Raw genomic sequence first — 22,082 nt, 5'->3', positions numbered from 1 at the left:
GCGTGCGCCCCGCGTACGGACGGAGCGTGCGGGTTTCGCCCGAGATTGACGCGATCTCGCCCCAACCCGCCCGAGTAGGACGTAAGTTGGCCGTGCGGGGGAGTACGACGGCGCACTAGGCGCATTCGCGGGGCGTGGGGGCGCACCGTGAACCCCAGGGGGCACACGAGCACCGTTCACCTAGGTGAAGGCGGTTCGGGTGTATCGGACGGGCGGGGGTGCCCGTCGGTCGGACGGAGGAGCGATGTCCACGCAGGCCCACCGCCTGACCATCACGGAACTGTCCGGTTGCGAACAGTCCGCGGTGCTGCGCGTCAGCGGCGAACTCGACCACACCGTGGAGCAGTTGTTCCTCAGCGCGCTCGGCGCGAGCGTCGCGGCCGGGCACCGGCATCTCGTCCTCGACGTCACGGCCCTCGCGTTCTGCGACTCGCGCGGGCTCAACTGCCTGCTCGCCATCCGGTGGTTACTCGACCGGCGCGACGGAAAACTGATTCTGGCCGGAGTCGGCCGACGCCTCGCCGAACTGCTCGCCCAGACCGGCAGCACGGAGCTGTTACCCGCCCGCGGCACCGTCGCCCAGGCCCTCACCGAACTGCCCGCCGAGCACCGCCCCGACTGGCCGCCGACCAGGCACGGCACCGGTCCGCAGGGCACCCGCGCACCCGTCGGCGAAAGCTGACCCGGCCCGCCGCCGCACCGCTCAGGCCACCGTGGAACGCGCCCGTCCGGTGCCGCCCCAAGTTGGCCGACACGCCGCGCATCAACCGTATCCACGCGCCAACTGCCGTGATGTATACGGCACTTGAAGGGATGAACCCGCCGCCTCTGGATAGGGCTCTACCTCAACGCCCCCGGGCCCGCACGCCCAGGCGTCGACGAACACGACCCGTCCAGCACGTCCGGCACAAGACGATCGAAGGGTTCTCCCACATCGTGCGACCGGCTCAGGAGTTCGGCGACAACCCTGTCGCAGTCAGGCAAACCGGCCACTACACGGAGGAGTACGTTCCCAGCTTCGTCGAGAAGTGGGACTCGCTCATCGACTGGCAGAAACGAGAGGAGAGTGAAGGCAACTTCTTCATCGACCTGCTGCGTAAACGAGGCGTGAAAAGCGTCCTCGACGTGGCGACCGGCACCGGTTTCCACTCGGTGCAGTTGCTCGCCGCGGGCTTCGAGACCGTCAGTGCCGACGGCAGCGCGGAGATGCTCTCCATGGCCTTCGCCAACGGCATGAAGAACGGCGGCCACATCATGCGCGTGGTGCAGGCCGACTGGCGCTGGCTCAACCGCGATGTGCACGGCGAGTACGACGCGATCGTGTGCCTCGGCAACTCCTTCACGCACCTCTTCGCCGAGCGCGACCGGCGCAAGGCACTCGCCGAGTTCTACGCGATGCTCAAGCACGACGGCGTCCTCGTCCTCGACCAGCGCAACTACGACGCGATCCTCGACGACGGCTACACCAGCCAGCACAAGTACTACTACTGCGGCGAGGACGTCGCGGTGGAGCCGGAGTACGTCGACGAGGGGCTGTGCCGCATGCGGTACCAGTTCCCGGACGAGTCCGTGTACCACCTCAACATGTTCCCGCTGCGCAAGGACTACACCCGCAAGCTCATGACCGACGTGGGCTTCCAACGGGTGGAGACCTACGGCGACTTCCAGCACACGTACCGAGGTGAACAGCCCGACTTCTTCGTCCACGTAGCGGAGAAGGAGTACCGCGCCGACGACTCCGGGGACGCGCGCTACACCGGCGCCGTCAGCACCGCCCGCAGCTACTACAACTCACCCGACGCCGACACCTTCTACGCCAAGGTGTGGGGCGGCGAGGACATCCACATCGGCCTGTACGAGCAGCCCGGCGAGCCCATCGCCGACGCGAGCCGCCGCACGGTCGAGCGGATGGCGGGCAAACTCCCGCTCGCCGAGGGCTCCGTGGTCCTCGACCTCGGTTCCGGATACGGCGGTTCGGCGCGGCTGCTCGCGGAGCGGCACGGCTGCCGGGTGCTCGCCCTGAACCTCAGCGAGGTGGAGAACCAGCGGCACCGCGAACTGAACGCGGCGCGCGGGCTCACCGGCCGGATCGACGTCGTGGACGGCTCCTTCGAGGACATCCCGTACGGCGACGCCGAGGTCGATGTCGTCTGGTCGCAGGATGCCTTCCTGCACAGCGGCAACCGCGTCAAGGTGCTCCAGGAGATCGCCCGGGTGCTCAAGCCCGGCGGCCATGTGATCTTCACCGACCCGATGGCGACCGACGATTGCCCGGACGGTGTGCTCCAGCCGATCCTGGACCGCATCCACCTCGACGACATGGGCTCGCCCGGCTTCTACCGCCAGGAGCTGAGCCGGCTCGGCTTCGTCCCGGCCGATCCCGCCGACGTGGACGGCTTCGAGGAGCACCGCGAACAACTCGCCACGCACTACGCGCGCGTGCGCGCCGAGACCGAGCGCCAGCAGAACGAAGGCCTCGCGCGTGAGGTCAGCCACGACTACCTCACGCAGATGAAGAAGGGTCTCGGCCACTGGGTCGACGGCGGCCGGCGTGGCCATCTCACGTGGGGCATCTTCCACTTCACCCGCGGCTGACCCTCCGCACCCACCCCTGACGGCGCCCACCGCACGCAAGGCGGTGGGCGCCGTCGCGTGCGTATGCCCTAGCAGACCCGTACGCCGTCGATCACGTTGTTGTACTCCGTGCCCTGCAGGTCCGGGATCTTGTGGGGTGCGGTGCTGCCGAACTTGAGGGACCAGTGGCCCTCCCAGTTGTAGAACTTCGCCCAGGTGCCCTTCGACTGGTAGTTCTTCAGCGAGGTCAGCCGGTCGTTGAAGCCGTAGTCACTGAGGTCGCGGAACGCGCACTTGTAGAACGTGAGCTTCTCGTGGTCGTAGTTGTCGCCCGCCCACAGGCAGAGCCGACCGCTCGTGCAGCTGCCCGCCGCACGGGCGCCGAAGGTGACGCGGGTGCCGTCGGCGGCACGGATCTCATCGAACCGCACCTGCTCGGCGGGCGTCTTCATGGTCGCGAGGCGGGCGTCGATGCGGTCCTGGAGCTGTGCGGCCTGCCGCGCGGTGAGGCCGGCCTCCCGCGCTTGTGCGGTGAGCGCCGAGGCGGCGCCGGAAGTGTCCCCCGAGGCGGCGAGGGCGCCGGTGGTTCCGGTCACGGCGAGAGCCAGACCGGACACCAGGGCCAGCAAGCCGTTCGTTGTCCTGTTCATGGGCTCACGCTAGGGACGGGCCGGCCGAACCGCCGAGAGCTTTCGGGCGTGGCCGAAACTTCCCTTCCGCGCACCCGTCGGGCCGTGCGTGCCCTGTCCTCCCGGGAACCAGGTGCGAGCGGGCCAAGTGGCCCTCGTAGGCCATAAGTTGACGGTAATTCAGGAAGTCGCTTGCAGGCCTCGGGGTGCCCGGCGATATTGATCCCCTGCGAAGTCGCCACAGTGCCGTGGCGACCCCGCGCGGGAGGGCGGAGGAGCATGCCCAAGCAATGGGCGGGCCGGTCGATACGGGACCAGGCCGTGCTGACGTACCTGAAGGGCGCCGTCCTGCCCCGACGGCACGAGGCCGCCGCACGCGCGCACCGCACGGGCCGCGCGGGCCGGATGGGTCACACCGGTCACGCGGACGACGCCGTAGCGCAGCCCTTCACGCTGGTCCTCGGCCCGCGCGGCAGCGGCAAGACCACCCTGCTCGACGCGCTCGCGGCCAGCGCCGCACTGCTGCCCATGGTCCACCTCGACCTGGCGCGGTTCGCCCACGGCGACAAGCAGCCCGTGGACGTGCTGCACGAAGTGGCGTTCACCCTGCAGGCCCGCAGGGAGAGCCCGCCGCACCTCGCCCTGCGCGGTTACGAACTCACCCGCAAGGCGCTCACCGTGCCCGTCGGCCACCTGGGCCGCGAGGACGCCCGGCGCGCCATGGCCGACGCGCTCGCCATCCCGCTCGGCCGCCGCCTCGCCACTGCCATCGAGATCGGTCACATCACCGGCCCCCTGGTCGGCCTGCCGCCGCTCGCCACCGCAGTGCTCCAGCTCATACCCCTGGCCGAACGGACCAGGGCCTGGGGCCGGTTGCGGGCCGCGCTCGGCAGCCGCGAACGGATCACGTCCACCGTCTCGGCCCTCGACAAACTCGTCGCCGTCAGCAGCGACTACCACGTCGCCGAGCGCGGCGGCCAGCCCCGCGCGGAGCGGGAGATCTTCGACACCTTCCTCACCGACCTCGTACGCGCCTACGACGGCAAGGCCTGGGCGGCACGCTGCCTCGTCCTCCTCGACAACGTCGACAACCCGCTCGGCCGCCGCTTCCTCGAACTCCTCGACGCCGCCCGCACCCCGCACCCCGGCGACCCGCTCGTCGTGTTCGCCACCACCGGCAGCTACCCCGACGCCGCACCCCAGCCAGGCCCCACCGCGCTCGGCCGCTGGCAGCCGGGCCGCCCGTTCGAGCCGCAGCCGCTGGACGACGGCCGGCTGCTCGGCAGGCTCCGCGACCTCACCCTCGCCGAAGTACGCGAACAGGCCCAGGAAGTGTTCGACGCCGTGCTCTCCCGCACCGGCCCACCGGTGCCAAGGGTCGTCGGTGTGAGCTGGCTCGGCTGGATCGTGCACGCCCTCACCCACGGTCACCCGGCGGCCACCACCCACGTCCTCGCCCGGATGCTCGACTGCGGCGCCACCGCACCCTGGGACGAACGGCTGCGTGCCGTCCTCGAACCCGGCCCGCACAGCGCCGAGTTGCTGGAACGGCTGCTGCCGCTCGGCGTCCCGCACGAGCTGCGCCGCATCCTCGAACAGGCCGCCGTCGCCCCCGACCTCGCCGAGTCACTCGTCGGCGGCGGCACCCCCGACGGCGTCGCCGGACCGCCCGCCGGACTTTTCGCGTTCTGCTCCGACCCGCTGCGCACCCTGCACATCGACACCGGCAACGAGGACCGCGACGGCGGCCCCGGCGTCCCGCACCCCGTCCTGCGGCGCCTCCTGCTCGGCGACCTCGACACACCCGGGGACGAACACGCCCGCCGCCGCGCCGCCGCGCGCGAACGGGGCGACCAGGCGGCGGAGGCCTACCACGCCCTCGCTCTCGGTGAACTCCCCTTCGCCGCCGCCTACTTGGACGACAAGTTCCAGACCGGCGACGTACACGACTGGTGCGCCGAGCTGTGCCGGCTGCGCCGCGCCCCGCTGCCCCCGGCCGAGGAGGGCGAACGCCGGCCCTGGCGACGGTACGAAGCGCTCGTACGGCACCTGAACGACGACTCGGTCGGCCCGCGCCTGCGCACCATCACCCGGCTGCTCGCGGCCAGTTGGATCAGCCCCGAGCCACCCGAGGACCCGGCCACCGACCTGGTAGGCGACCCCTACGGGGACCCGCTGGCCGACCCGTACGCCGAGCTGTACCCGGAGATCAACGCCCGCTTCAACACCCTGGCCGCCGCGCACACCGGCGACGTCGTCTGGGTGGCGACCCTGCTGCAGAAGGCCCAGCAGTACAACAAGGAGCCGTGGTGAACAGCAACGCGGACGAGCGCGGGCAGCAACTGCCGGTGGGGCAACGGCAGTCGGACCCGGTGCCGCAACCCCTGATCGATCCGCCGCACGCACCGAAGCGGCGCGGACTGCGCGCCGCGGTCGTCGCCCTCGTACTCGTCCTCGTCGCCGGATACGTGGCGTACGAACTGCTCACCCCGCCCGAGTGCGCCGAGGGCATCGCGGAGACCGACGACGGCCAGTGCGTCGGCCTCAGCGACGGCAGCCACGCCTTCCCCGGCCTCGCCGGGATCAGCGAGAAGATCCACCGCGAGAACCAGCGCGTGGCGGACGAAAAACCCGTCACCGTGGTGCACATGGAGTCCATGTCCGGCGGCTCCGGCGACCGCGGCAAGGAAGCCACCCTGGAAGCCGTCACCGGCGCCTACCTCGCCCAGCGCACCGTCAACCAGGAGCGCGGCACCCGGCCCCGGATCCGGCTGCTGCTCGCCAACACCGGCAACGGCGACGCGTACGCGGACGACGTGGCCGACGCCGTCCTGGAACGCCGCAAGACCGAGCGGCTCGCCGCCGTCGTGGGCGTCGGGCAGAGCAACAGCCGTACGCTCGCGGCGGTACGGCGGCTGCGCGACGCCGGGGTGCCGACGGTCGGGGCGACCGTCGCCGCCGACAAGTTCGTCTCCTCACGGGCCGGCTTCTTCCGCGTCTCGTTCCCCGCGAGCGACCAGGCGCAGGCGGCCGCCGCCTACCTCAAACAGGAACAGGACGCCGCCGAGCGGGCGGCGAAGAAAGCGGGCCGCAAGGCCGACTACGACGTCCAGGTGGTGTGGGACCGCAAGGAGGACGACGGCTACAACAAGGCGCTGCGCGAGACCTTCGGCAAGGCCGCGAAGGAACGCGGCGTGCACGTACGCCCCGGCTTCATCCCCGTCTGGTCGGACGCGGGCGGCGGCGCGGGCAACGCCCTGCACGGCGCCGCCGACAAGATCTGCCGCAAGGGCGAGGAACGGCCCGACGCGGTGTTCTTCGCGGGCCGCGGCCGGGAGATCCGCAGCCTGATCGAGGCCGCGGGCGAGGCCGGCCGGCGCTGCGCGGTCACCCTCGTATCGGGTTCGAGCGCGGTCGGCGTCTTCTTCGACACGACCGGCGCCTCCCACAGCGAGGAACTCAAGAGCCTCGACGAACGCTGGGCCGCCTCCGGCATGCGGGTCCTCTACACGGCGTTCACCCACCCCGAGGTGGCGGCCAGGGTCTACGGCACCGGGGCGAACAGCCCGTACCCGAAGTTCGAGCGGGACTACCTGGCGGCGCGCGGCGGCACCCCCGACGCGCTCGCCGACGGCCAGGCCATGCTCGGCCATGACGCGGTGCTCGCGGTGGGCCGCGCGGCGCGTGCCGCGTACTCCAACTACCCGGGCAGCAAGGACGTTGCCGCCGATGTGCGCGCCGAGCTCGGCCAGCTCAACGGCGGCAACGTTGTACGCGGAGTCACCGGCGAGATCGCCTTCCACGAGCAGACCGGGGAGCCCGTCGACCGCCCCATGGCCCTCGTCCGACTGCACCGGCCGGGCGCGGACAAGGGACGCTTCGCGTACGTCAAGGCGCTCTACCCGTAGGGGACCGAGGCGGCGGCGTACGGGCGCCGTGGATACTGTCCCGGTCAGCCACCCGCACGGCCAGGCATGGACGAGGAGCACCCGATGACCGGCGACCCGCGCACCGGCCCGCCCCGCCTCGGCAGCGAACGCGAGACGCTACGGGCTTTTCTCGACTACCACCGCGCCACCCTCGCCATGAAGTGCGAGGGCCTCAGCGACGAGGAGCTGCGCGAGCGGTCGATGCCGCCCTCCACGCTCTCCCTGCTCGGCCTCGTACGACATCTCGCCGAGGTCGAACGGGCCTGGTTCCGGCGGGTGTTCGAGGACCACGACGCCCCCATGGTCTGGTCCGACCGCATCGACTTCCAGGCCGCCTACGACGCGAGCGACGCCACCCGCGCCGAGGCGTTCACCGCCTGGCGGGCCGAGGTGGAGACGTCCCGGCGCATCGAACGCGCCGCCGACTCCCTCGACTTGACGGGCCATCAGCCACGCTGGGACCAGGACGTCTCGCTGCGGATGGTCATGGTGCACGTCCTGCTCGAATACGGCCGCCACAACGGCCACGCCGACTTGCTGCGCGAGGGCGTCGACGGAACCGTGGGCGCCTGAAACCGGCACGTGCCCGCGGCTCGTGCGTCCTGGGGCCCGCGCGTCGTCCGGCCCGCAGGCGTGGTTTTCCCGGCAGGGTGGAGCGGGCAAGCCTCAGTGGGCCAAGAGAAGAGGGGGAACCGTGATCATCTGGATCAACGGTGCGTTCGGTGCGGGGAAGACCGCCGCCGCACAGGAGCTTGTCGAACTGATCCCGGACAGCACGCTCTTCGACCCCGAGGTCATCGGCCGCGGGTTGCGTCACCTGTTGCCCCACAAGCACCTGGACGAGGTCGACGACCACCAGGACCTGCCGATCTGGCGGCGGCTCGTCGTGGACACCGCGGCCGCTCTGCTGCACGAGGTCGGCGGCGTGCTCGTGGTCCCGATGACCCTGCTGCGCCAGGAGTACCGGGACGAGATCTTCGGCGGCCTCGCCTCCCGGCGGATCGCCGTACGCCATGTCGCGCTCACCCCGGCGGAAACGATCCTGCGCAAGCGAATAGCGGGTCGAGCCGCACCACAGGGGACCGGCAAAGAGGGCGATCCGTCCGCCCGCACGAGCCAGTGGGCCTACGCCCGGATCGAGCCGTACCGCACCGCCCTGGCCGGCTGGCTGAGCGCCGACGCGCACCTCGTCGACACCGGCGCCCTCACCCCGTACGAGACCGCCGAGCGCATCGCCGAGGTCGTCCGCACCGGGGACAACGGGCTCTGCGACATCGTGCAGACCCCCGAACCGACCGCCGAGACCCTCGCCTCCGGCGTGCTCCTCTTCGACGAACACGACCGCGTCCTGCTCGTCGACCCCACGTACAAGGCGGGCTGGGAGTTCCCCGGCGGAGTCGTCGAGTCCGGCGAGGCACCCGCCGCGGCCGGGGTGCGCGAGGTCGCGGAGGAGACCGGCATCCAACTCGACCGGCTGCCCCGCCTGTTGATCGTCGACTGGGAGGCGCCGCAGCCCCCCGGATACGGCGGCATGCGGCTCCTCTTCGACGGCGGCCGCCTCGACAGCACCGCCACCGAACGCGTCCTGCTCCCCGGCCCCGAACTGCGCGCCTGCCGCTTCGTCACCGAACAGGAGGCGGCGGGTCTCCTGCCCCCAGTGCGCTACGAGCGACTGCGCTGGGCCCTGCGCGCCAGACGCCAGGGCTGCCCCCTGTATTTGGAGGCCGGGGTGCCGGTGGGGTGAGGTTCCGTGTGCGCGGGCCGGTACCGTGACCGGCGTTCAGGCCGGGACCGACCAGGGGGCCCGGCGCCGGGAGAGGGATCGCAGGGTGAGCGACGGCCGGGGCATCTGGTCAGGGGTGCGCGAGCGTGTGCTCGCCCTGCGCGAAGCACCGTACTGGCACGAGGTGTTCGGCGCTGTGCACGGCAGCCACGGCCACCGGTTCGAGCTGCGTCCCGTGCTCACCGAGGACGAGGTCGCACGGGCCGAGCGGCGCATCGGGGCCACGCTGCCGCACGAGTACCGCACGTTCCTCCTCGACGTGGGCGGGGGCGGCGCGGGTCCCGACTACGGCCTCTACCCGCTCACCCCCGACGACCCCCTGGCCCGGCGCGCAGCGCTCCCGTTCCGCGCCGGGCACACCGACGAACTGGCCGCCCACGAGGCGCTGGAGCCCCGCCCCGCCGACTACGGGGACTCGGCCGAGGAGCAGACCCGGCTGCACCGCGAGTACGCGGCCTGGGACCGGCGTTGGGAAGAACTCTCCGACACCCTGACCGACGGCACCCTCTGCGTCGGCGAACAGGGCTGCGGCTACTACACGTTGCTCGCCGTCACCGGTGACGAACGCGGCACCATGTGGGACGACGTACGCGCCGTCGGCGAGGGCGTCCTCCCGGCGGCCCGCACCCGAGAGGACCGCACGACCTACGCCCAGTGGTACCTGAACTGGCTGCGGTACGCGGAACGCCGAGCGACGACCCCGCCGACGGAACGCCCTTGAGCCGCAGGTCAGTTCGCCGCGTACTTCTTCAGGAACAGCGCCTCCGTCACCGAAAGGCGCTCCAGCTCCTCGGGCGACACGCTCTCGTTCGCCGCGTGGATCTGCGCCTGCGGCTCGCTCAGGCCGATGAGCAGGATCTCCGCCTCCGGGTACAGCGCGCTCAGCGTGTTGCACAGCGGGATCGAGCCGCCCTGACCCGCGTACTGCATCTCCTCACCCGGGTACGCGCTCCGCATCGCCTCGGCCATCGCCGCGTACGCCGGGCTCTTGGTGTCCGCGCGGAACGGCTGGCCCTGGCCGACCTGTTCGGTACGCACCCGCGCACCCCACGGCGTCCGCGCCTCCAGGTGCGCGCGCAGCAGCTTCGTCGCCTCGGCGGCGTCCGCGCCCGGCGGCACCCGCAGGCTGACCAGCGCGCGTGCGCCCGCCTGCACCGACGGCGTCGCGCCCACCACGGGCGGGCAGTCGATGCCGAGCACCGTGACCGCGGGGCGCGCCCAGATGCGGTCCGCGACCGTGCCGCCGCCGATCAGCTCCACTCCCTCGAGGACCTTCGCGTCCTTACGGAAGTCGTCCTCCGCGTACTGCAGTCCGTCCCACACCTGGCCGCCGTCCAGGCCGTCGACGGTCGTCGAACCGTCCTCGGCGCGCAGCGAGTCGAGGACCCGCACCAGGGCCGCGAGCGCGTCCGGAGCCGCGCCGCCGAACTGGCCGGAGTGCAGGTTGCCCGCCAGGGTGTCCACCTCGACGCGCACCATGGTCATGCCGCGCAGCGTCGACGTCACCGTCGGCAGCCCCACCCGGAAGTTGCCGCTGTCGCCGATCACGATGGAGTCGGCCTCGAGCAGCTCCGGGTGAGCCTCCGCGTACCGTTCGAGACCGCCCGTGCCCTGCTCCTCCGAGCCCTCCGCGATGAACTTGACGTTGACCGGCACCCCGCCGTCCGCCTTCAGGGCGCGCAGCGCGAGCAGGTGCATGATCACGCCGCCCTTGCAGTCCGCGGCACCGCGCCCGTACCAGCGCCCGTCCCGCTCGACCAGCTCGAACGGCGGCGTCGCCCAGGCCGCCTCGTCCAACGGCGGCTGCACGTCGTAGTGCGCGTACAGCAGCACCGTCGGCGCGTTCTCGGGGCCGGGCAGGAAGCCGTACACCGACTGCGTTCCGTCCGGGGTGTCGAGCAGCGCGACGTCCTCGAAGCCCTCGGCGCGCAGTGCGTCCGCCACCCAGTTCGCGGCGCCCTCGCTCTCGCTCTTGGGGAACTGTGCGAAGTCCGCCACCGACTTGAACGCCACAAGCTCGGCCAACTCCGCCTGTGCGCGCGGCATGAGGGAAGCGACGGTTTCGGCGATCTGCTGCGACGGCATGGGCACGCTCCTGGTGGGTGCGACGTTGATACCTGTGAGTGCGTGTGCGCACTTCGAACATATGGTGCCGATCTTCCCACAGAAGGGGTCGATCGGCGCCCGCCGTAGGATGCCGTGGACAGCGGCGGAAGACAGCTGGATCGGAGCAGCAGCCCATCGTGAGCAGCGAGAACTCGAGCGACAAGCCGGCCGACGCACGGCGGGAGCAGCCGGGCGAAGGACCGGACAGCACGACCCCCGAGGAGGCGCGATCGCCCGAGGAGGACCGGGCCGCCGAGGCGGAGCGCGACGTATGGGACGTGATCGTCGTCGGCGCGGGCCCCGCCGGAGCGTCCGCGGCGTACGCGGCGGCGGTCGCCGGACGCCGTGTGCTCCTCCTGGAGAAGGCCGAACTGCCCCGGTACAAGACGTGTGGCGGCGGCATCATCGGCCCCTCCCGCGACTCCCTGCCGCCCGGCTTCGAGCTGCCGTTCCGCGACCGGGTGCACGCCGTGACCTTCTCCCTCGACGGTAAGTACGCGCGTACGCGCCGCTCGAAGCAGATGCTCTTCGGCCTCATCAACCGGCCCGAGTTCGACCAGCAGCTCGTCGAGGCCGCACAGAAGGCCGGTGCCCAGTTGCGTACGGGCGCCACCGTCGCGCGCGTGGAGCAGCACGGCTCCGCGGTGCCCGACCGGCGTACGGCCGCGGTCGTCCTCTCCGACGGCGAGATCCTCCTCGCGCACGCGGTCGTCGGCGCCGACGGCAGCGCGAGCCGGATAGGCGCGCACGTCGGCGTGAAGCTCGACCAGGTCGACCTGGGCCTGGAGGCGGAGATCCCGGTTCCGGAGACGGTCGCCGAGGACTGGAAGGGCCGCGTCCTCATCGACTGGGGCCCGCTGCCCGGCAGTTACGGCTGGGTCTTCCCCAAGGGTGACACCCTGACCGTCGGCGTGATCTCCGCGCGCGGCGAAGGCGCCGCCACCAAGCGGTACTTGGAGGACTTCATCGCCCGCCTCGGCCTCGCCGGTTTCGAGCCGAGCATTTCCTCCGGCCATCTGACACGCTGCCGCAGCGACGACTCGCCGCTCTCCCGCGGCCGCGTACTGGTCTGCGGCGACGCGGCGGGCCTGCTCGAACCGTGGACCCGCGAAGGCATCTCGTACGCGCTGCGCTCCGGGCGGCTCGCGGGGGAGTGGGCGGTCCGGGTCGCGGAGGCGCACGACGCGGTGGACGCCCGCCGCCAGGCCCTCAACTACGCGTTCGCCGTACGGGCGGGCCTCGGCGTCGAGATGAGCCTTGGCCGGCGCATGCTGAACGTCTTCGAGCGCCGCCCCGGCATGCTGCACGCCGCCCTCACGGGCTTCCGGCCCGCGTGGAACGCCTTCGCCAGGATCACCCGCGGCTCGACTTCGCTCACCGAACTCGTCCGTACGCATCCGCTGGCGCACCGCGCGCTTTCGGCGTTCGACCGGGACGGCAAGTCGGGCGCCACGGGCGGCAGTTCGGCCACCGCGACTGCCTCCGACGCTGATGCCTCCGGCGACGACAAGGCGGCGGCTCGGGAGGAGTAGCCGGTGCGGCGGCCGGTTCCGCGGCCGGTTCCGCGGGGGCTGCGTTGCCGCTGTCAGCCCTGTCAGTCCTCGACATTGATACGGAACACCGGGTGGTCCGACGCCGCCGCGAGCAGTTCGGCGTCGTCGGACTTGGCGGTGACACCCTTGAAGTACTGGTTCACCTCCCAGCCCCAGCGCTCCAGGTAGCCACGCAGGACCGTCACCTTCGCCGCGTCGTCGGCGATCTCGGTGGCGGTGAACCGGCGCACCTTCCGGCCCACCCGCAACTCCCCGCCGCCCGCCGCCCGCATATTGCGCACCCACTGCGAGTGCCCGCGTGCGGAGACGAGGTACTGCTCGCCCGCGTGCCGGTACGGGTTGACCGGCAGCCGCAGCATCTTGCCGCTCTTGCGTCCGACCACGGAGAGCTCGGCCGCACCCGCGAGGCTGATCCCGTGCCGGGCCAGCCGGCCGACCAACCCGTTGAGCCGCGTCGCTACGGCGCCGGCGCGGAGGTAGTAGGGGTGCGGCTGGCCTTGCTGGGGCTGCGGGGAGGAGGTCATGAGTCTGTCCGTTCTCCGGGGGCGCGAGGCACGAGGCGCCGGGTGAAACGTGAGCAGTGCTCTCGCTTGTGAGCAGTGTTCCACGGTGCTGCGCGCGAAAGCAAGAGCAGCGCTCTCGAAATGGTGCGGTGCTCTCTAATGTGAGCGCCGCTCTGGCAAACTGCCCGTATGAGCAGCACCCCGAGCTGCACGCCCGGCAGCACCCCCTCAAGGAAGCGGTGGCACGCATGACCCCCCGTACGACAAGGAAGGACGCCACCGGCGCCGACGGTAAGCCGCTGGGGGTGCGGGCGCGGGCGCGGGCCGAGGTCACCGTGGCCATCAAGGACGAGGCCCGCAGACAGCTCGCCGACGAGGGCGCCGCCAAACTCTCCCTGCGTGCCGTGGCCCGAGAGCTCGGCATGGTCTCCTCGGCCCTCTACCGCTACTTCCCGAGCCGCGACGACCTCCTCACGGCCCTGATCGTCGACGCCTACGACTCGCTCGGAGAGGCGGCCGAGGGCGCGCACGCTCGGGCGGTGCGCGCGCAGGCGGGGCCGCGGGAGCGCTGGTCGGCGGTGTGCGGGGCGGTACGGGAGTGGGCCCTTGCGCATCCGCACGAGTACGCGTTGATCTACGGTTCGCCCGTCCCCGGCTACACCGCGCCGCGCACCACGGTCGGACCGGCCGCGCGGGTGGGCCTGCTGCTGATCGGGGTCGTCCGCGAGGCCGCGCAGGGCCCCGGGATCCACGTACCGAAGATGAACGAAGGCCTGCGGGACGAGGCGGAGCGGCTCGCGGCGGACCTGGCGCCGGATCTGCCACCCGCGGTGATGGTGGCCCTCACGGCGGCGTGGTCGCAGGTGTTCGGCCTGGTGTCGTTCGAGGTGTTCGGGCAGTTCAACCGGATCGTCGAGGACCGGGCGGCGTTCTTCGAGCAGGCGGTGTCCCAACTGGCAGGGAGCGTCGGCCTGATGGAGACGGCGGCGCAGGGGAAGCCGAAGGGAAAGCCGAAGGGAAAGCGGTAGCCGCCGGCACGCCTCGTACTCCCCGGGGAGTACACGCGATCACCGCGTCCGGCTGACGTCGCCGTGGGGTGGGGCGGTCTAGCGTGGCCGGTATGGATGAGCAGTGGAGGCATGGGCCGCCCGGATTTCGGCGTTGGGTGGCAGGTGCCGGGCGGGGGCGGTTGCCCTGGGTGTCGACGTTCCTGGTGCTGCTGTTCACGCAGATCGGCTCGGGCTTCGCGGCGCACGGTCAGGAAGGGGCGCGGGCTCCGCTGGACGGCTTCGGGCGGGCGCTGATCGTGCTTGCCGCGGTGCCGCTGCTGCTCCGGTACCGGCACCCGGTCGCGGTGGTGTTCGGCACGTCGGCGGTGACGCTCGTCTATGTCGGGGCGGGGTATCCGTACGGCCCGGTGTTCCTGAGCGTCGCAGTGGCCTGCTTCGCGGCGGTCGTCGCCGGGCACCGGCACGCGGCGTGGGGTGCGCTCGGCATGCTGTGGGCCGGACATCTGCTGATCTCGCACTGGCTCTACGTATGGCTGCCACCCACGCATGACGACGCCGCGCCCTGGGAGCAGGAACTCCTCGTCGTCGCCTGGGCGGTGGCCGTGCTCGCCCTCGCCGAGCTGATGCGCGCCCGGCGTGAGCAGTGGGCCAGGGAGCGTGCCGAGCGGGAGCAGGCGGCGCGGCGGCGGGCCGACGAGGAGCGGTTGCGGATCGCGCGTGAACTGCACGATGTGCTGGCCCACTCGATCGCTGTGATCAACGTCCAGGCGGGCGTGGGCCTTGCGCTGCTCGACACCGATCCGGAGCAGGCGCGTACGGCGCTGACCACCATCAAGTCCGCCAGCAAGGAGGCGCTCGGCGAGGTGCGGCAGGTGCTCGACACCTTGCGCGCCCCCGGCGACGCGCCCCGCGCGCCCGCTCCCGGCCTCGACCGGCTGCCCGAACTCGTCGAGCAGGCGGCGGCCGCGGGACTGACCGTGGACGTCACGCACGAGGGGCGGCGGGTGGCGTTGCCGCCCGGCGCGGACCTGGCGGCGTTCCGGATCGTGCAGGAGGCGCTCACCAACGTCGTACGCCACTCCGGTTCACGCCACGCGCGCGTACGGGTGCGGTACGACGGCGGGACGCTGGAGCTGACCGTCGACGACGACGGCCCGGCGACCCGCGCCGAGGCGGGCGGCAGCGGCAACGGACTTGCCGGAATGCGGGAGCGTGCGGTGGCCCTCGGTGGCACGATCGAGGCGGGCACACGCCCCGACGGCGGCTTCCGGGTACGGGCCGTCCTGCCGCAGCGGCCCCAGGAGAAGACGACGTGATCCGCGTACTGCTCGCCGACGACCAGGTGCTCGTACGGGCCGGTTTCAAGGCTCTGCTCGACGCTCAGCGGGACATCGAGGTGGCGGGGGAGGCGGCCGACGGGGACGAGGCGGTGCGCCTGGTGCGTGAACTGCGCCCCGATGTGGTCCTGATGGACATCCGGATGCCGGTACGCGACGGCCTGGCCGCGACGCGTGCCGTCACCGGCGACCCGGAGCTGACCGACGTGAAGGTGGTCATGCTGACCACGTTCGAGCTGGACGAGTACGTCTTCGAGGCGATCCGCTCCGGCGCCTCCGGGTTCCTCGTCAAGGACACCGAGCCCGATGAACTGCTGCGCGCGGTACGGGCGGTGGTGCACGGGGACGCGCTGCTTTCGCCGGGCGTCACCCGGCGGCTGATCGGCGAGTTCGCGGCCCGCTCGAAGGAGCCCGCGGCGGCGGACGCGCTGACCGGACTCACCGAGCGGGAGCGCGAGGTGATGGCGCTCGTCGGTATCGGCCTGTCCAACGAGGAGATCGCCCGCCGCCTGGTCGTCAGCCCACTGACCGCAAAGACCCATGTGAGCCGCACGATGGTGAAACTGGGCGCCCGCGACCGCGCCCAACTGGTCGTCCTGGCCTACGAGTCGGGGCTGGTCCGGCCGGGCTGGCTGGGCTGATCGTCGGCCTCGGGAAGGCGCTCCGTCTGAGTGCGTCTCCCCATACGGCGATTGAAGCAGGGCCGCGCCCGGCGGGCCACAGGTTCCGCCGTGCCCCGTACGTAAGCGAGTTGAGCCCGTACCGAGCTCACCGCCAGGTCACCGCCGACGTCTCCCGCCACACCCGTGCGAGCCCGGGGTCGCCGTCGAGGCGTGGGACCGGGAGCCGGTTCCACAGCGACAGGTAGACCCGTGCCGCCGGACCGCTCATCTCGCAGTCCGCCTCGCCCTCGGCGTCCCGCGTGGTGACCGGCGGGTCCTGTGACAGACGTACCGTCCACACGTCGCCGGTGTCGGTGGTCCGCACCCGCAGCACCGCGGGCTTCTCCGTACGCACCCGGCTGTGCCGGCGGGCGTGGAAGCCGCGCAGGAGTTCGTCGATGCCGTCCACGGCGAAGGGCGGGGAGATCGCCACGTGCCCCGTCACCGGGCGCGCAGACTCCGCGTCCACCCGGTGCACGGTCGTCTCGTGCGCCTGCCGCCGCGCCCAGAACGCCAACGGCGACGGCGCGGGCAGGAACGTCCAGCACTTCAGGTCGGCGGGCGCCGCCCCGAGCGCGTCGACCAGCGAGGCGTGGCCGGTGCGGAACCAGTCGAGCAGCTCGTCCCCGTCGAGCTCGGGGAGGTCTTCGGCGGGGCGGTACGCGGTGTGGCCCTCCGCGACGTACGCCATGGCCCAGCGGTGCGTCATGCCGATGTGCCGCAGCAGGTCACGCACCTGCCAGCCGGGGCAGGTGGACACGGTGGCGCCGGGCCCCGACTCCTCGGCCGCGTGCGCGAGCAACCGGCCTTCGCGGTCGAGGACTTGGACGTACTCGGCAATCTCCATGGCGGGATTGTGCCCCGGCCCGCGCGGGCCAGTCGGTGGATTCCGGGTCCCGACGCGATCTCCACACGCCTCGCGCCGCCCCGCGCCCGGGGGTGCGCACCGGCGCGCGGGCGTCCCCTACTCGGCGCCCCGTACCGCGTACCCGATGGCCGCCGAGAGTGCCGCGAGCGCCGCCACGCTCGTCAGGGCCACCGGCAGCGAGAACCAGTCCGCCATGAAGCCGATCGCGGGCGGGCCGAGCAGCATGCCGCCGTAGCCGAGCGTGGACGCGGCGGCCACTCCGCCGGGGCCGGCCAGGGCGCCGGCGCGTTCGATGGCGACCGGGAAGATGTTGGCGAGGCCGAGCCCGGTGACCGTGAAGCCGAGCAGGGCGAGCCACACCGACGGCGCGAGGGCGCCGAGCAGCATGCCGAGCGCGGCGGTCGTGCCGCCCGCGACCAACGTGCGGGTCTGGCCGAGGCGTTCGAGGAGCGTGGTGCCGGTGAGACGGCCGACGGTCATGGCGAGCGCGAACACCGAGTACCCGGCCGCCGCCGTTCCCGCGTGCGCGCCGAGGTCCTCCTTGAGGTGCAGGGCGCCCCAGTCCGCGAGGGCGCCCTCGCCGTACGCCGTGCACAGGGCGATCAGGCCGAAGACCGTGACGATCCAGCGGGTCCGGCCGCCGGGGCGCACGGCCGGGGCGGCCTTAGGGCGTTCCGGCGCGGGTGCCTCGTGGCGCAGCAGGGTGGGCGCCGCGGCCGCGGTGATGAGCAGGCCGAGCACGGTCAGGCCGAGGAGGTGCCGGGTGGGGGAGAGGTGCGCGGCGACGAGCCCGCCGAGCCCGGCGCCGATCATCCCGCCGAGGCTGAACGCGGCGTGGAAGCTGGGCATCACGGGCCGGCGCAGGGCGCGGACCAGGTCGACGGCGGCGCTGTTCATCGCCACGTTGATGCCGCCGTAGGCCGCGCCGAAGACAAGCAGCACCGCGCCGAGCGTGAGCGGAGTCCGGGCCAGCGGCGGCAGCGCCACGCTCAGCGGCATCAGGACCCCGCAGGCCACGGTCACCACATGGCTGCCGTAGCGCCGGCACAGCCGACCGGTGAGCGTCATGGTCACCACCGCGCCCGCCGAGACGCCGAGCAGCGCGAGGCCCAGATCGCTGGCGGAGGCGCCGGTCTGCTCCTTGATCGCGGGAATCCGCACGACCCACCCGGCGAAGATGAAGCCGTCGAGGGCGAAGAACGCGGTGAGCGCGAGGCGGAGGCGCTTGAGTGTCGAGTCGTGCGGGGCGTGCGGGGCGTCGGACACCGTCGTCCTGAGTTTGTTTAGTATCGGCACAAACTCAGGGTAGGGGGCACGGGCAGGGGGCGGCAAGGCGCGTGGTGAGGGGGAGTTCTGTCACTGATTCAGGTACCGATCCAGGTACCGATCCAGGTACTGATTCAGGCCTGTGCGGCCGTCGCCGTCGTCGTCGCTGTCGCCGTCGTCGCCTCGTCGAAGCGGGCGCGGTTGTCGCTGATCTCGTCGTGGTGCGTGCCCGCCCAGTCGATGAGCGCGGTCACGGCGACGAGCAGGGTGGCGCCGAGTTCGGTGAGCGCGTACTCGACGCGTGGCGGCACCTCGGGGTGTGAGGTGCGGGTGACCAGGCCGTCGCGCTGCAACTGGCGCAGGGTGTGGGTGAGCATGCGCTGCGAGATGCCCTGGACGGCACGCTGCAACTCGGTGTAGCGCAGCGGCCCGTTCTCCAGGGTGCCGATGATCAGCACCGTCCACTTGTCGCCCGCCCGGTCGACGATCTGCCGGATGGTCTCGCCCTGCTCGGCGGGCCAGCGCGCACAGGGCCCGGCGGGACCGGGCGCCCGGTCCGGTTGTGCCGCTGGTGCTGGTGCTGGTTGTGCCGGCTGTGCCGCTTGTGCCACCCGCGTACCGAGCGCTTCGGCGTCCATGGCGCACACCGCCTTCCCGTTCCGCACACGCGTGTGCCTTTTGTGGGACCTTCCATCCTGGCCCACCATGGAGTCACGCACCAAACGTAAGAAGCCAGCTCACAGCCGGTGCGACCACCATTCCTGGAGGACAACCCATGCGTATGCGTGCTGTGACCGTGTCCCGCTTCGGCGGTCCCGATTCGGTCGAGATCACCGAACTCCCGGTGCCCGAGGCCGGACCGGCCCAGGTCCGGATCAAGGTGGCCGCGGCCGCGCTCAACCCGGTCGATGCCGCCATGCGCGCCGGGGTCTTCGGCGCCGCCGAGCGGGTCGGCCTCGGCTGGGACGTGGCCGGCACCGTCGACGCGGTGGGCGAGGGCGCGCCCTGGTCCGTCGGCGACCGGGTCATCGGCCTGTCCACCGGGCACCTCACCCCGCTCGGCACCCACGCCGACTACGTGGTGCTCGACGCGGACGCCGTCGCGGCGGCCCCGTCGACCCTCGACGACACGCAGGCCGCGACGCTTCCCCTCAACACCCTCTCCGCGGACCAGGCGCTCGGCCTGCTCGGGCTGCGGCCGGGGCAGAGCCTCCTCGTCACCGGGGCGGCCGGTGCCGTCGGCGCGCACGCGGTCGAACTCGCGCACCGGCACGGCCTGGTGATCACCGCGCTCGCTGCCGCGGGCGACGCCGAGTTCCTCGCCTCGCGGGGCGCCGACCACTTCGTGGCGCGCGGCGCGGCGCTCGCTCCGGCCGCCTTCGACGGTGTGCTCGACGCCGCCGGGCTCGGCGCCGAGGCGATCGCCGCGGTGCGTGACGGCGGCAGCTACGCCGGTCTCTGGCCCGGCCAGGAGCCGCGGGCGGAGCGCGGCATCCGGATCGCGGCCCTGGACGTACAGGCCGACGGAGCGCGCCTGGCCGAACTCGCGCGCGTCGCCGACGAGGGCGTACTGCTGCCCCGCGTCGCCCGCACCTACCCGCTGGACGCGGCGGCCGAGGCCCATGTGCGGCTCGCCGAGGGCGGCCTGCGCGGGCGGCTCGTACTGCTGCCCTGACCACGCGGCCACCGGTCGTCCGTGCTGCCACCGGTCGTCCGTGGGGCGGCGGGACAATCGACCTATGGACGACGACCACCGCGAAGTGCTCTTCCCGCTGACGCGCGAGCGCACCGAGGTCGCGCCCGGCGCCGTGCACGTGCCGGACTGGCTGGACCAGGAACAGCAGCGTCGGCTCGTCGCCGCCTGCCGGGAGTGGGCGAGGCCGCCCGCCGGGCTGCGCACGGTACGCACCCCGGGCGGCGGCGAGATGACCGCGCGGCAGGTGTGCCTGGGGTGGCACTGGTACCCGTACGGCTACGCGCGCACCGTCGTCGACGGCGACGGCGCGCCCGTCACCCCGTTCCCCGACCTCCTGGGCACCCTCGCGCGCAGCGCCGTACGGGAGGCGTACGGCACGGCCGTCGAGCCCGGCGCGTACGACATCGGGCTCGTCAACTTCTACGACGCGCACGCGCGCATGGGCCTGCACCGCGACAGTGACGAACGGGCCGACGAGCCGGTCGTCTCGCTCAGCCTCGGCGACAGCTGTCTGTTCCGGTTCGGCAACACCGAGTCGCGCGGGCGGCCGTACACGGATGTGGAGCTGCGCAGCGGCGACCTGTTCGTGTTCGGCGGGCCCTCGCGGTTCGCGTACCACGGGGTGCCCAAGGTGTATCCGGGCACCGGGAGTGCGGCGATCGGGATGGAGCGTGGCCGACTCAACATCACCTTGCGGGTCTCGGGGTTCGCGGACTGAGTCCGTGCGCGTCCCGGACGTGGCGGAAGCGCGCCCGGCGCCCCGAACGTCCGGGTTCCGGCGGGCACTTGGGCTTTGTACGTCCTGCCCGGAACCCGCCACCCCGTTTCGTAGGACCCGACCGAATCACGGTACGGGTCCACGTACCGCCGGACTCGCGGGCCCCGGATCATGGGAGACTCGCGTCCATGAACGGCAAGGCGGCGCCCGGTGAGGCGGGGCAGGTGTCCACGCGTACCCGGCTGGAGAGAGGACGCGGTGCGCTCGGCCCCGCACTTGAACTGGTGCACACCGGGCGGGCCCCGACCCGTGCCGTGCTCACCGCCGAACTCGGCGTCACCCGCGCCACCGCGGGCGCCGTCGCCGCCGAGCTGGAGGCGCTCGGCCTGATCCGCGTCGAACCGGGTGCCGCGGCCGGGGCGCAGGGCCGCCCCTCGCACCGCCTCGTGGTCGCCGACGACGGGCCCGTCGTGCTCGCCGCCCAGGTGCACGCCGACGGGTACCGCGCCGCGCTCGTCGGGCTCGGCGGCACCATCGCCGCGACCGCGCCGGGCTGCGAGACCATCGACGCCGACCCGGCGCAGATCCTCGGCTCGCTGGTCGAGGCGGGCGTGGAACTGCTGCGGCAGACCGGACGCCGGTGCGTCGGCGCGGGCCTCGCCGTGCCGTCGGCGGTCGCCGAGCCCGAGGGGCAGGCGCTCAACCCGCTGCACCTGGCCTGGCCCGTGGGTGCCCCGGTCCGCGAGATCTTCGCCGAGCGGGTGCGCGCCGCCGGGCTGTCGGGCCCCGCGTTCACGGGCAACGATGTCAACCTCGCAGCCCTCGCCGAGCACCGCCACGGCGCCGGTCGGGGCGCCGCCGACCTGCTGTGCGTGGCGACCGGGCACCGGGGTGTGGGCGGCGCCCTGGTCCTCGACGGCCGCCTGCACACCGGCAGTTCGGGCCTCGCGCTCGAGGTCGGCCACCTCACCGTGAACCCCGAGGGCCGGCCCTGTCACTGCGGCAGCCGCGGCTGCCTGGACGTCGAGGCCGACCCGCTGGCCTTCCTCACCGCGGCCGGGCGCGACCCCGGGCCCGAGGTGTCGCTGCTCAAGCAGGCCCGCGACCTGCTCGCCCGGGAGTACGCGGACCCGGCCGTGCGGGCCGCCGCCGAGGAGCTCATCGACCGGCTCGGCCTCGGCCTCGCCGGGCTCGTCAACATCCTCAACCCGGACCGCATCATCCTCGGCGGCCTGCACCGCGAACTGCTCGCCGCCGACCCGGAGCGGCTGCGCGCCGTCGTCGCCGACCGCAGCCTGTGGGGCCGCAGCGGAGGCGTACCGATCCTGCCCTGCACCCTCGACCACAACAGCCTGGTGGGCGCCGCCGAACTGGCCTGGCAGCCGGTACTCGACGATCCACTGGCCGCACTGACGGCGGCGTGAATCGGCTCAACTCCCGGTCCACGT

Annotated in this window: 20 protein-coding genes; 14 read left to right on the top strand and 6 right to left on the bottom strand. The window is 72.6% G+C overall.

The window, feature by feature from the left end:
- The first annotated feature begins 244 nt into the window (after positions 1-244).
- Both GUY60_RS03300 and GUY60_RS03295 read left to right on the top strand, forming a co-directional pair.
- Entirely contained in the window at positions 245-682 is a 438-nt protein-coding gene (locus GUY60_RS03300; protein WP_161693528.1) for an STAS domain-containing protein, read from the top strand.
- 254 nt (positions 683-936) lie between these two features.
- A complete protein-coding gene (locus GUY60_RS03295) occupies positions 937-2,595 on the top strand; it encodes a glycine/sarcosine N-methyltransferase (protein ID WP_312866164.1) in 1,659 nt (552 codons plus the stop codon).
- A gap of 68 nt (positions 2,596-2,663) precedes the next feature.
- Here GUY60_RS03295 and GUY60_RS03290 read toward each other — a convergent pair whose 3' ends face one another.
- Positions 2,664-3,224 carry a peptidase inhibitor family I36 protein gene (locus tag GUY60_RS03290; RefSeq protein WP_161693524.1) on the bottom strand — a complete coding sequence of 187 codons (561 nt, stop codon included), beginning with the start codon at positions 3,222-3,224 and terminating at the stop codon, positions 2,664-2,666.
- 258 nt (positions 3,225-3,482) lie between these two features.
- On the opposite strand from GUY60_RS03290, the gene GUY60_RS03285 reads away from it, so the two are divergent.
- From GUY60_RS03285 to GUY60_RS03265, 5 genes are all read left to right on the top strand, one after another.
- Entirely contained in the window at positions 3,483-5,516 is a 2,034-nt protein-coding gene (locus GUY60_RS03285; protein WP_161693522.1) for an ATP-binding protein, read from the top strand.
- Positions 5,513-7,111 (top strand): type 1 periplasmic-binding domain-containing protein, encoded by a 1,599-nt coding sequence (locus GUY60_RS03280; RefSeq protein WP_161693520.1) that lies wholly within the window; start codon positions 5,513-5,515, stop codon positions 7,109-7,111. The genes GUY60_RS03285 and GUY60_RS03280 overlap by 4 nt, the downstream gene beginning before the upstream one ends.
- 84 nt (positions 7,112-7,195) lie before the next feature.
- Positions 7,196-7,705, top strand: a complete 510-nt coding sequence (locus GUY60_RS03275) for a DinB family protein (protein ID WP_161693519.1) — start codon at positions 7,196-7,198, stop codon at positions 7,703-7,705.
- Between the two features lie 121 nt (positions 7,706-7,826).
- The gene (locus GUY60_RS03270) at positions 7,827-8,876 is read left to right on the top strand and encodes an NUDIX hydrolase (RefSeq protein WP_161693517.1); all 1,050 of its coding nucleotides are present in this window, start codon (positions 7,827-7,829) and stop codon (positions 8,874-8,876) included.
- An 85-nt stretch (positions 8,877-8,961) separates the two neighbouring features.
- Positions 8,962-9,636 (top strand): SMI1/KNR4 family protein, encoded by a 675-nt coding sequence (locus GUY60_RS03265; RefSeq protein WP_161693515.1) that lies wholly within the window; start codon positions 8,962-8,964, stop codon positions 9,634-9,636.
- A gap of 8 nt (positions 9,637-9,644) precedes the next feature.
- Here the strand turns inward: GUY60_RS03265 and GUY60_RS03260 are convergent, their stop codons facing one another.
- The gene (locus tag GUY60_RS03260; protein ID WP_161693513.1) at positions 9,645-11,000 is read right to left on the bottom strand and encodes a dipeptidase; all 1,356 of its coding nucleotides are present in this window, start codon (positions 10,998-11,000) and stop codon (positions 9,645-9,647) included.
- Positions 11,001-11,299: 299 nt separating this feature from the next.
- On the opposite strand from GUY60_RS03260, the gene GUY60_RS03255 reads away from it, so the two are divergent.
- Positions 11,300-12,553: a geranylgeranyl reductase family protein gene (locus tag GUY60_RS03255; RefSeq protein ID WP_161693552.1), complete on the top strand. Its 1,254-nt coding sequence runs from the start codon at positions 11,300-11,302 to the stop codon at positions 12,551-12,553.
- A gap of 62 nt (positions 12,554-12,615) precedes the next feature.
- Here the strand turns inward: GUY60_RS03255 and GUY60_RS03250 are convergent, their stop codons facing one another.
- Complete coding sequence (locus GUY60_RS03250) at positions 12,616-13,098, bottom strand: nitroreductase family deazaflavin-dependent oxidoreductase (RefSeq protein ID WP_161693511.1); 483 nt, start codon at positions 13,096-13,098, stop codon at positions 12,616-12,618.
- Between the two features lie 227 nt (positions 13,099-13,325).
- Here GUY60_RS03250 and GUY60_RS03245 point away from each other — a divergent pair, with 227 nt between their 5' ends.
- The 3 genes from GUY60_RS03245 (at position 13,326) to GUY60_RS03235 (ending at position 16,065) form a co-directional block, all read left to right on the top strand.
- Positions 13,326-14,105, top strand: coding sequence for a TetR/AcrR family transcriptional regulator (locus GUY60_RS03245; protein ID WP_161693550.1), 780 nt, complete (start codon positions 13,326-13,328; stop codon positions 14,103-14,105).
- Between the two features lie 92 nt (positions 14,106-14,197).
- Entirely contained in the window at positions 14,198-15,403 is a 1,206-nt protein-coding gene (locus GUY60_RS03240; protein ID WP_161693509.1) for a sensor histidine kinase, read from the top strand.
- Complete coding sequence (locus GUY60_RS03235) at positions 15,400-16,065, top strand: response regulator transcription factor (RefSeq protein WP_161693507.1); 666 nt, start codon at positions 15,400-15,402, stop codon at positions 16,063-16,065. The genes GUY60_RS03240 and GUY60_RS03235 overlap by 4 nt, the downstream gene beginning before the upstream one ends.
- A gap of 127 nt (positions 16,066-16,192) precedes the next feature.
- Here the strand turns inward: GUY60_RS03235 and GUY60_RS03230 are convergent, their stop codons facing one another.
- From GUY60_RS03230 to GUY60_RS03220, 3 genes are all read right to left on the bottom strand, one after another.
- Entirely contained in the window at positions 16,193-16,933 is a 741-nt protein-coding gene (locus tag GUY60_RS03230) for a maleylpyruvate isomerase family mycothiol-dependent enzyme (protein WP_161693505.1), read from the bottom strand.
- A gap of 117 nt (positions 16,934-17,050) precedes the next feature.
- Positions 17,051-18,250 carry an MFS transporter gene (locus GUY60_RS03225; RefSeq protein WP_161693503.1) on the bottom strand — a complete coding sequence of 400 codons (1,200 nt, stop codon included), beginning with the start codon at positions 18,248-18,250 and terminating at the stop codon, positions 17,051-17,053.
- A 104-nt stretch (positions 18,251-18,354) separates the two neighbouring features.
- Positions 18,355-18,858 (bottom strand): winged helix-turn-helix transcriptional regulator, encoded by a 504-nt coding sequence (locus tag GUY60_RS03220; RefSeq protein WP_223178652.1) that lies wholly within the window; start codon positions 18,856-18,858, stop codon positions 18,355-18,357.
- 143 nt (positions 18,859-19,001) lie between these two features.
- Between GUY60_RS03220 and GUY60_RS03215 the strand changes: the two genes are divergently transcribed.
- From GUY60_RS03215 to GUY60_RS03205, 3 genes are all read left to right on the top strand, one after another.
- The gene (locus tag GUY60_RS03215; RefSeq protein WP_161693548.1) at positions 19,002-19,895 is read left to right on the top strand and encodes an NADP-dependent oxidoreductase; all 894 of its coding nucleotides are present in this window, start codon (positions 19,002-19,004) and stop codon (positions 19,893-19,895) included.
- Positions 19,896-19,959: 64 nt separating this feature from the next.
- A complete protein-coding gene (locus tag GUY60_RS03210; protein WP_161693499.1) occupies positions 19,960-20,634 on the top strand; it encodes an alpha-ketoglutarate-dependent dioxygenase AlkB family protein in 675 nt (224 codons plus the stop codon).
- A 188-nt stretch (positions 20,635-20,822) separates the two neighbouring features.
- A complete protein-coding gene (locus GUY60_RS03205; protein WP_161693497.1) occupies positions 20,823-22,058 on the top strand; it encodes an ROK family protein in 1,236 nt (411 codons plus the stop codon).
- The last annotated feature ends 24 nt before the right edge of the window (positions 22,059-22,082 follow it).

The sequence above is a fragment of the Streptomyces boluensis genome (assembly GCF_009908195.1).
Taxonomy (GTDB): Bacteria; Actinomycetota; Actinomycetes; order Streptomycetales; family Streptomycetaceae; genus Streptomyces; species Streptomyces boluensis.
Note: the sequence above shows the minus strand (reverse complement) of the source record. Positions and strands in the feature narration are given on the sequence as shown.

What these genes read in the sequence shown, in the direction of transcription:
- GUY60_RS03300 (WP_161693528.1), top strand. Translation starts at nt 245, where the DNA reads ATGTCCACGCAGGCCCACCGCCTGACCATCACGGAACTGTCCGGTTGC.
- GUY60_RS03290 (WP_161693524.1), bottom strand. Translation starts at nt 3,224, where the DNA reads ATGAACAGGACAACGAACGGCTTGCTGGCCCTGGTGTCCGGTCTGGCT.
- GUY60_RS03285 (WP_161693522.1), top strand. Translation starts at nt 3,483, where the DNA reads ATGCCCAAGCAATGGGCGGGCCGGTCGATACGGGACCAGGCCGTGCTG.
- GUY60_RS03275 (WP_161693519.1), top strand. Translation starts at nt 7,196, where the DNA reads ATGACCGGCGACCCGCGCACCGGCCCGCCCCGCCTCGGCAGCGAACGC.
- GUY60_RS03260 (WP_161693513.1), bottom strand. Translation starts at nt 11,000, where the DNA reads ATGCCGTCGCAGCAGATCGCCGAAACCGTCGCTTCCCTCATGCCGCGC.
- GUY60_RS03250 (WP_161693511.1), bottom strand. Translation starts at nt 13,098, where the DNA reads ATGACCTCCTCCCCGCAGCCCCAGCAAGGCCAGCCGCACCCCTACTAC.
- GUY60_RS03245 (WP_161693550.1), top strand. Translation starts at nt 13,326, where the DNA reads ATGACCCCCCGTACGACAAGGAAGGACGCCACCGGCGCCGACGGTAAG.
- GUY60_RS03240 (WP_161693509.1), top strand. Translation starts at nt 14,198, where the DNA reads ATGGATGAGCAGTGGAGGCATGGGCCGCCCGGATTTCGGCGTTGGGTG.
- GUY60_RS03230 (WP_161693505.1), bottom strand. Translation starts at nt 16,933, where the DNA reads ATGGAGATTGCCGAGTACGTCCAAGTCCTCGACCGCGAAGGCCGGTTG.
- GUY60_RS03220 (WP_223178652.1), bottom strand. Translation starts at nt 18,858, where the DNA reads ATGGACGCCGAAGCGCTCGGTACGCGGGTGGCACAAGCGGCACAGCCG.
- GUY60_RS03215 (WP_161693548.1), top strand. Translation starts at nt 19,002, where the DNA reads ATGCGTGCTGTGACCGTGTCCCGCTTCGGCGGTCCCGATTCGGTCGAG.
- GUY60_RS03210 (WP_161693499.1), top strand. Translation starts at nt 19,960, where the DNA reads ATGGACGACGACCACCGCGAAGTGCTCTTCCCGCTGACGCGCGAGCGC.
- GUY60_RS03205 (WP_161693497.1), top strand. Translation starts at nt 20,823, where the DNA reads ATGAACGGCAAGGCGGCGCCCGGTGAGGCGGGGCAGGTGTCCACGCGT.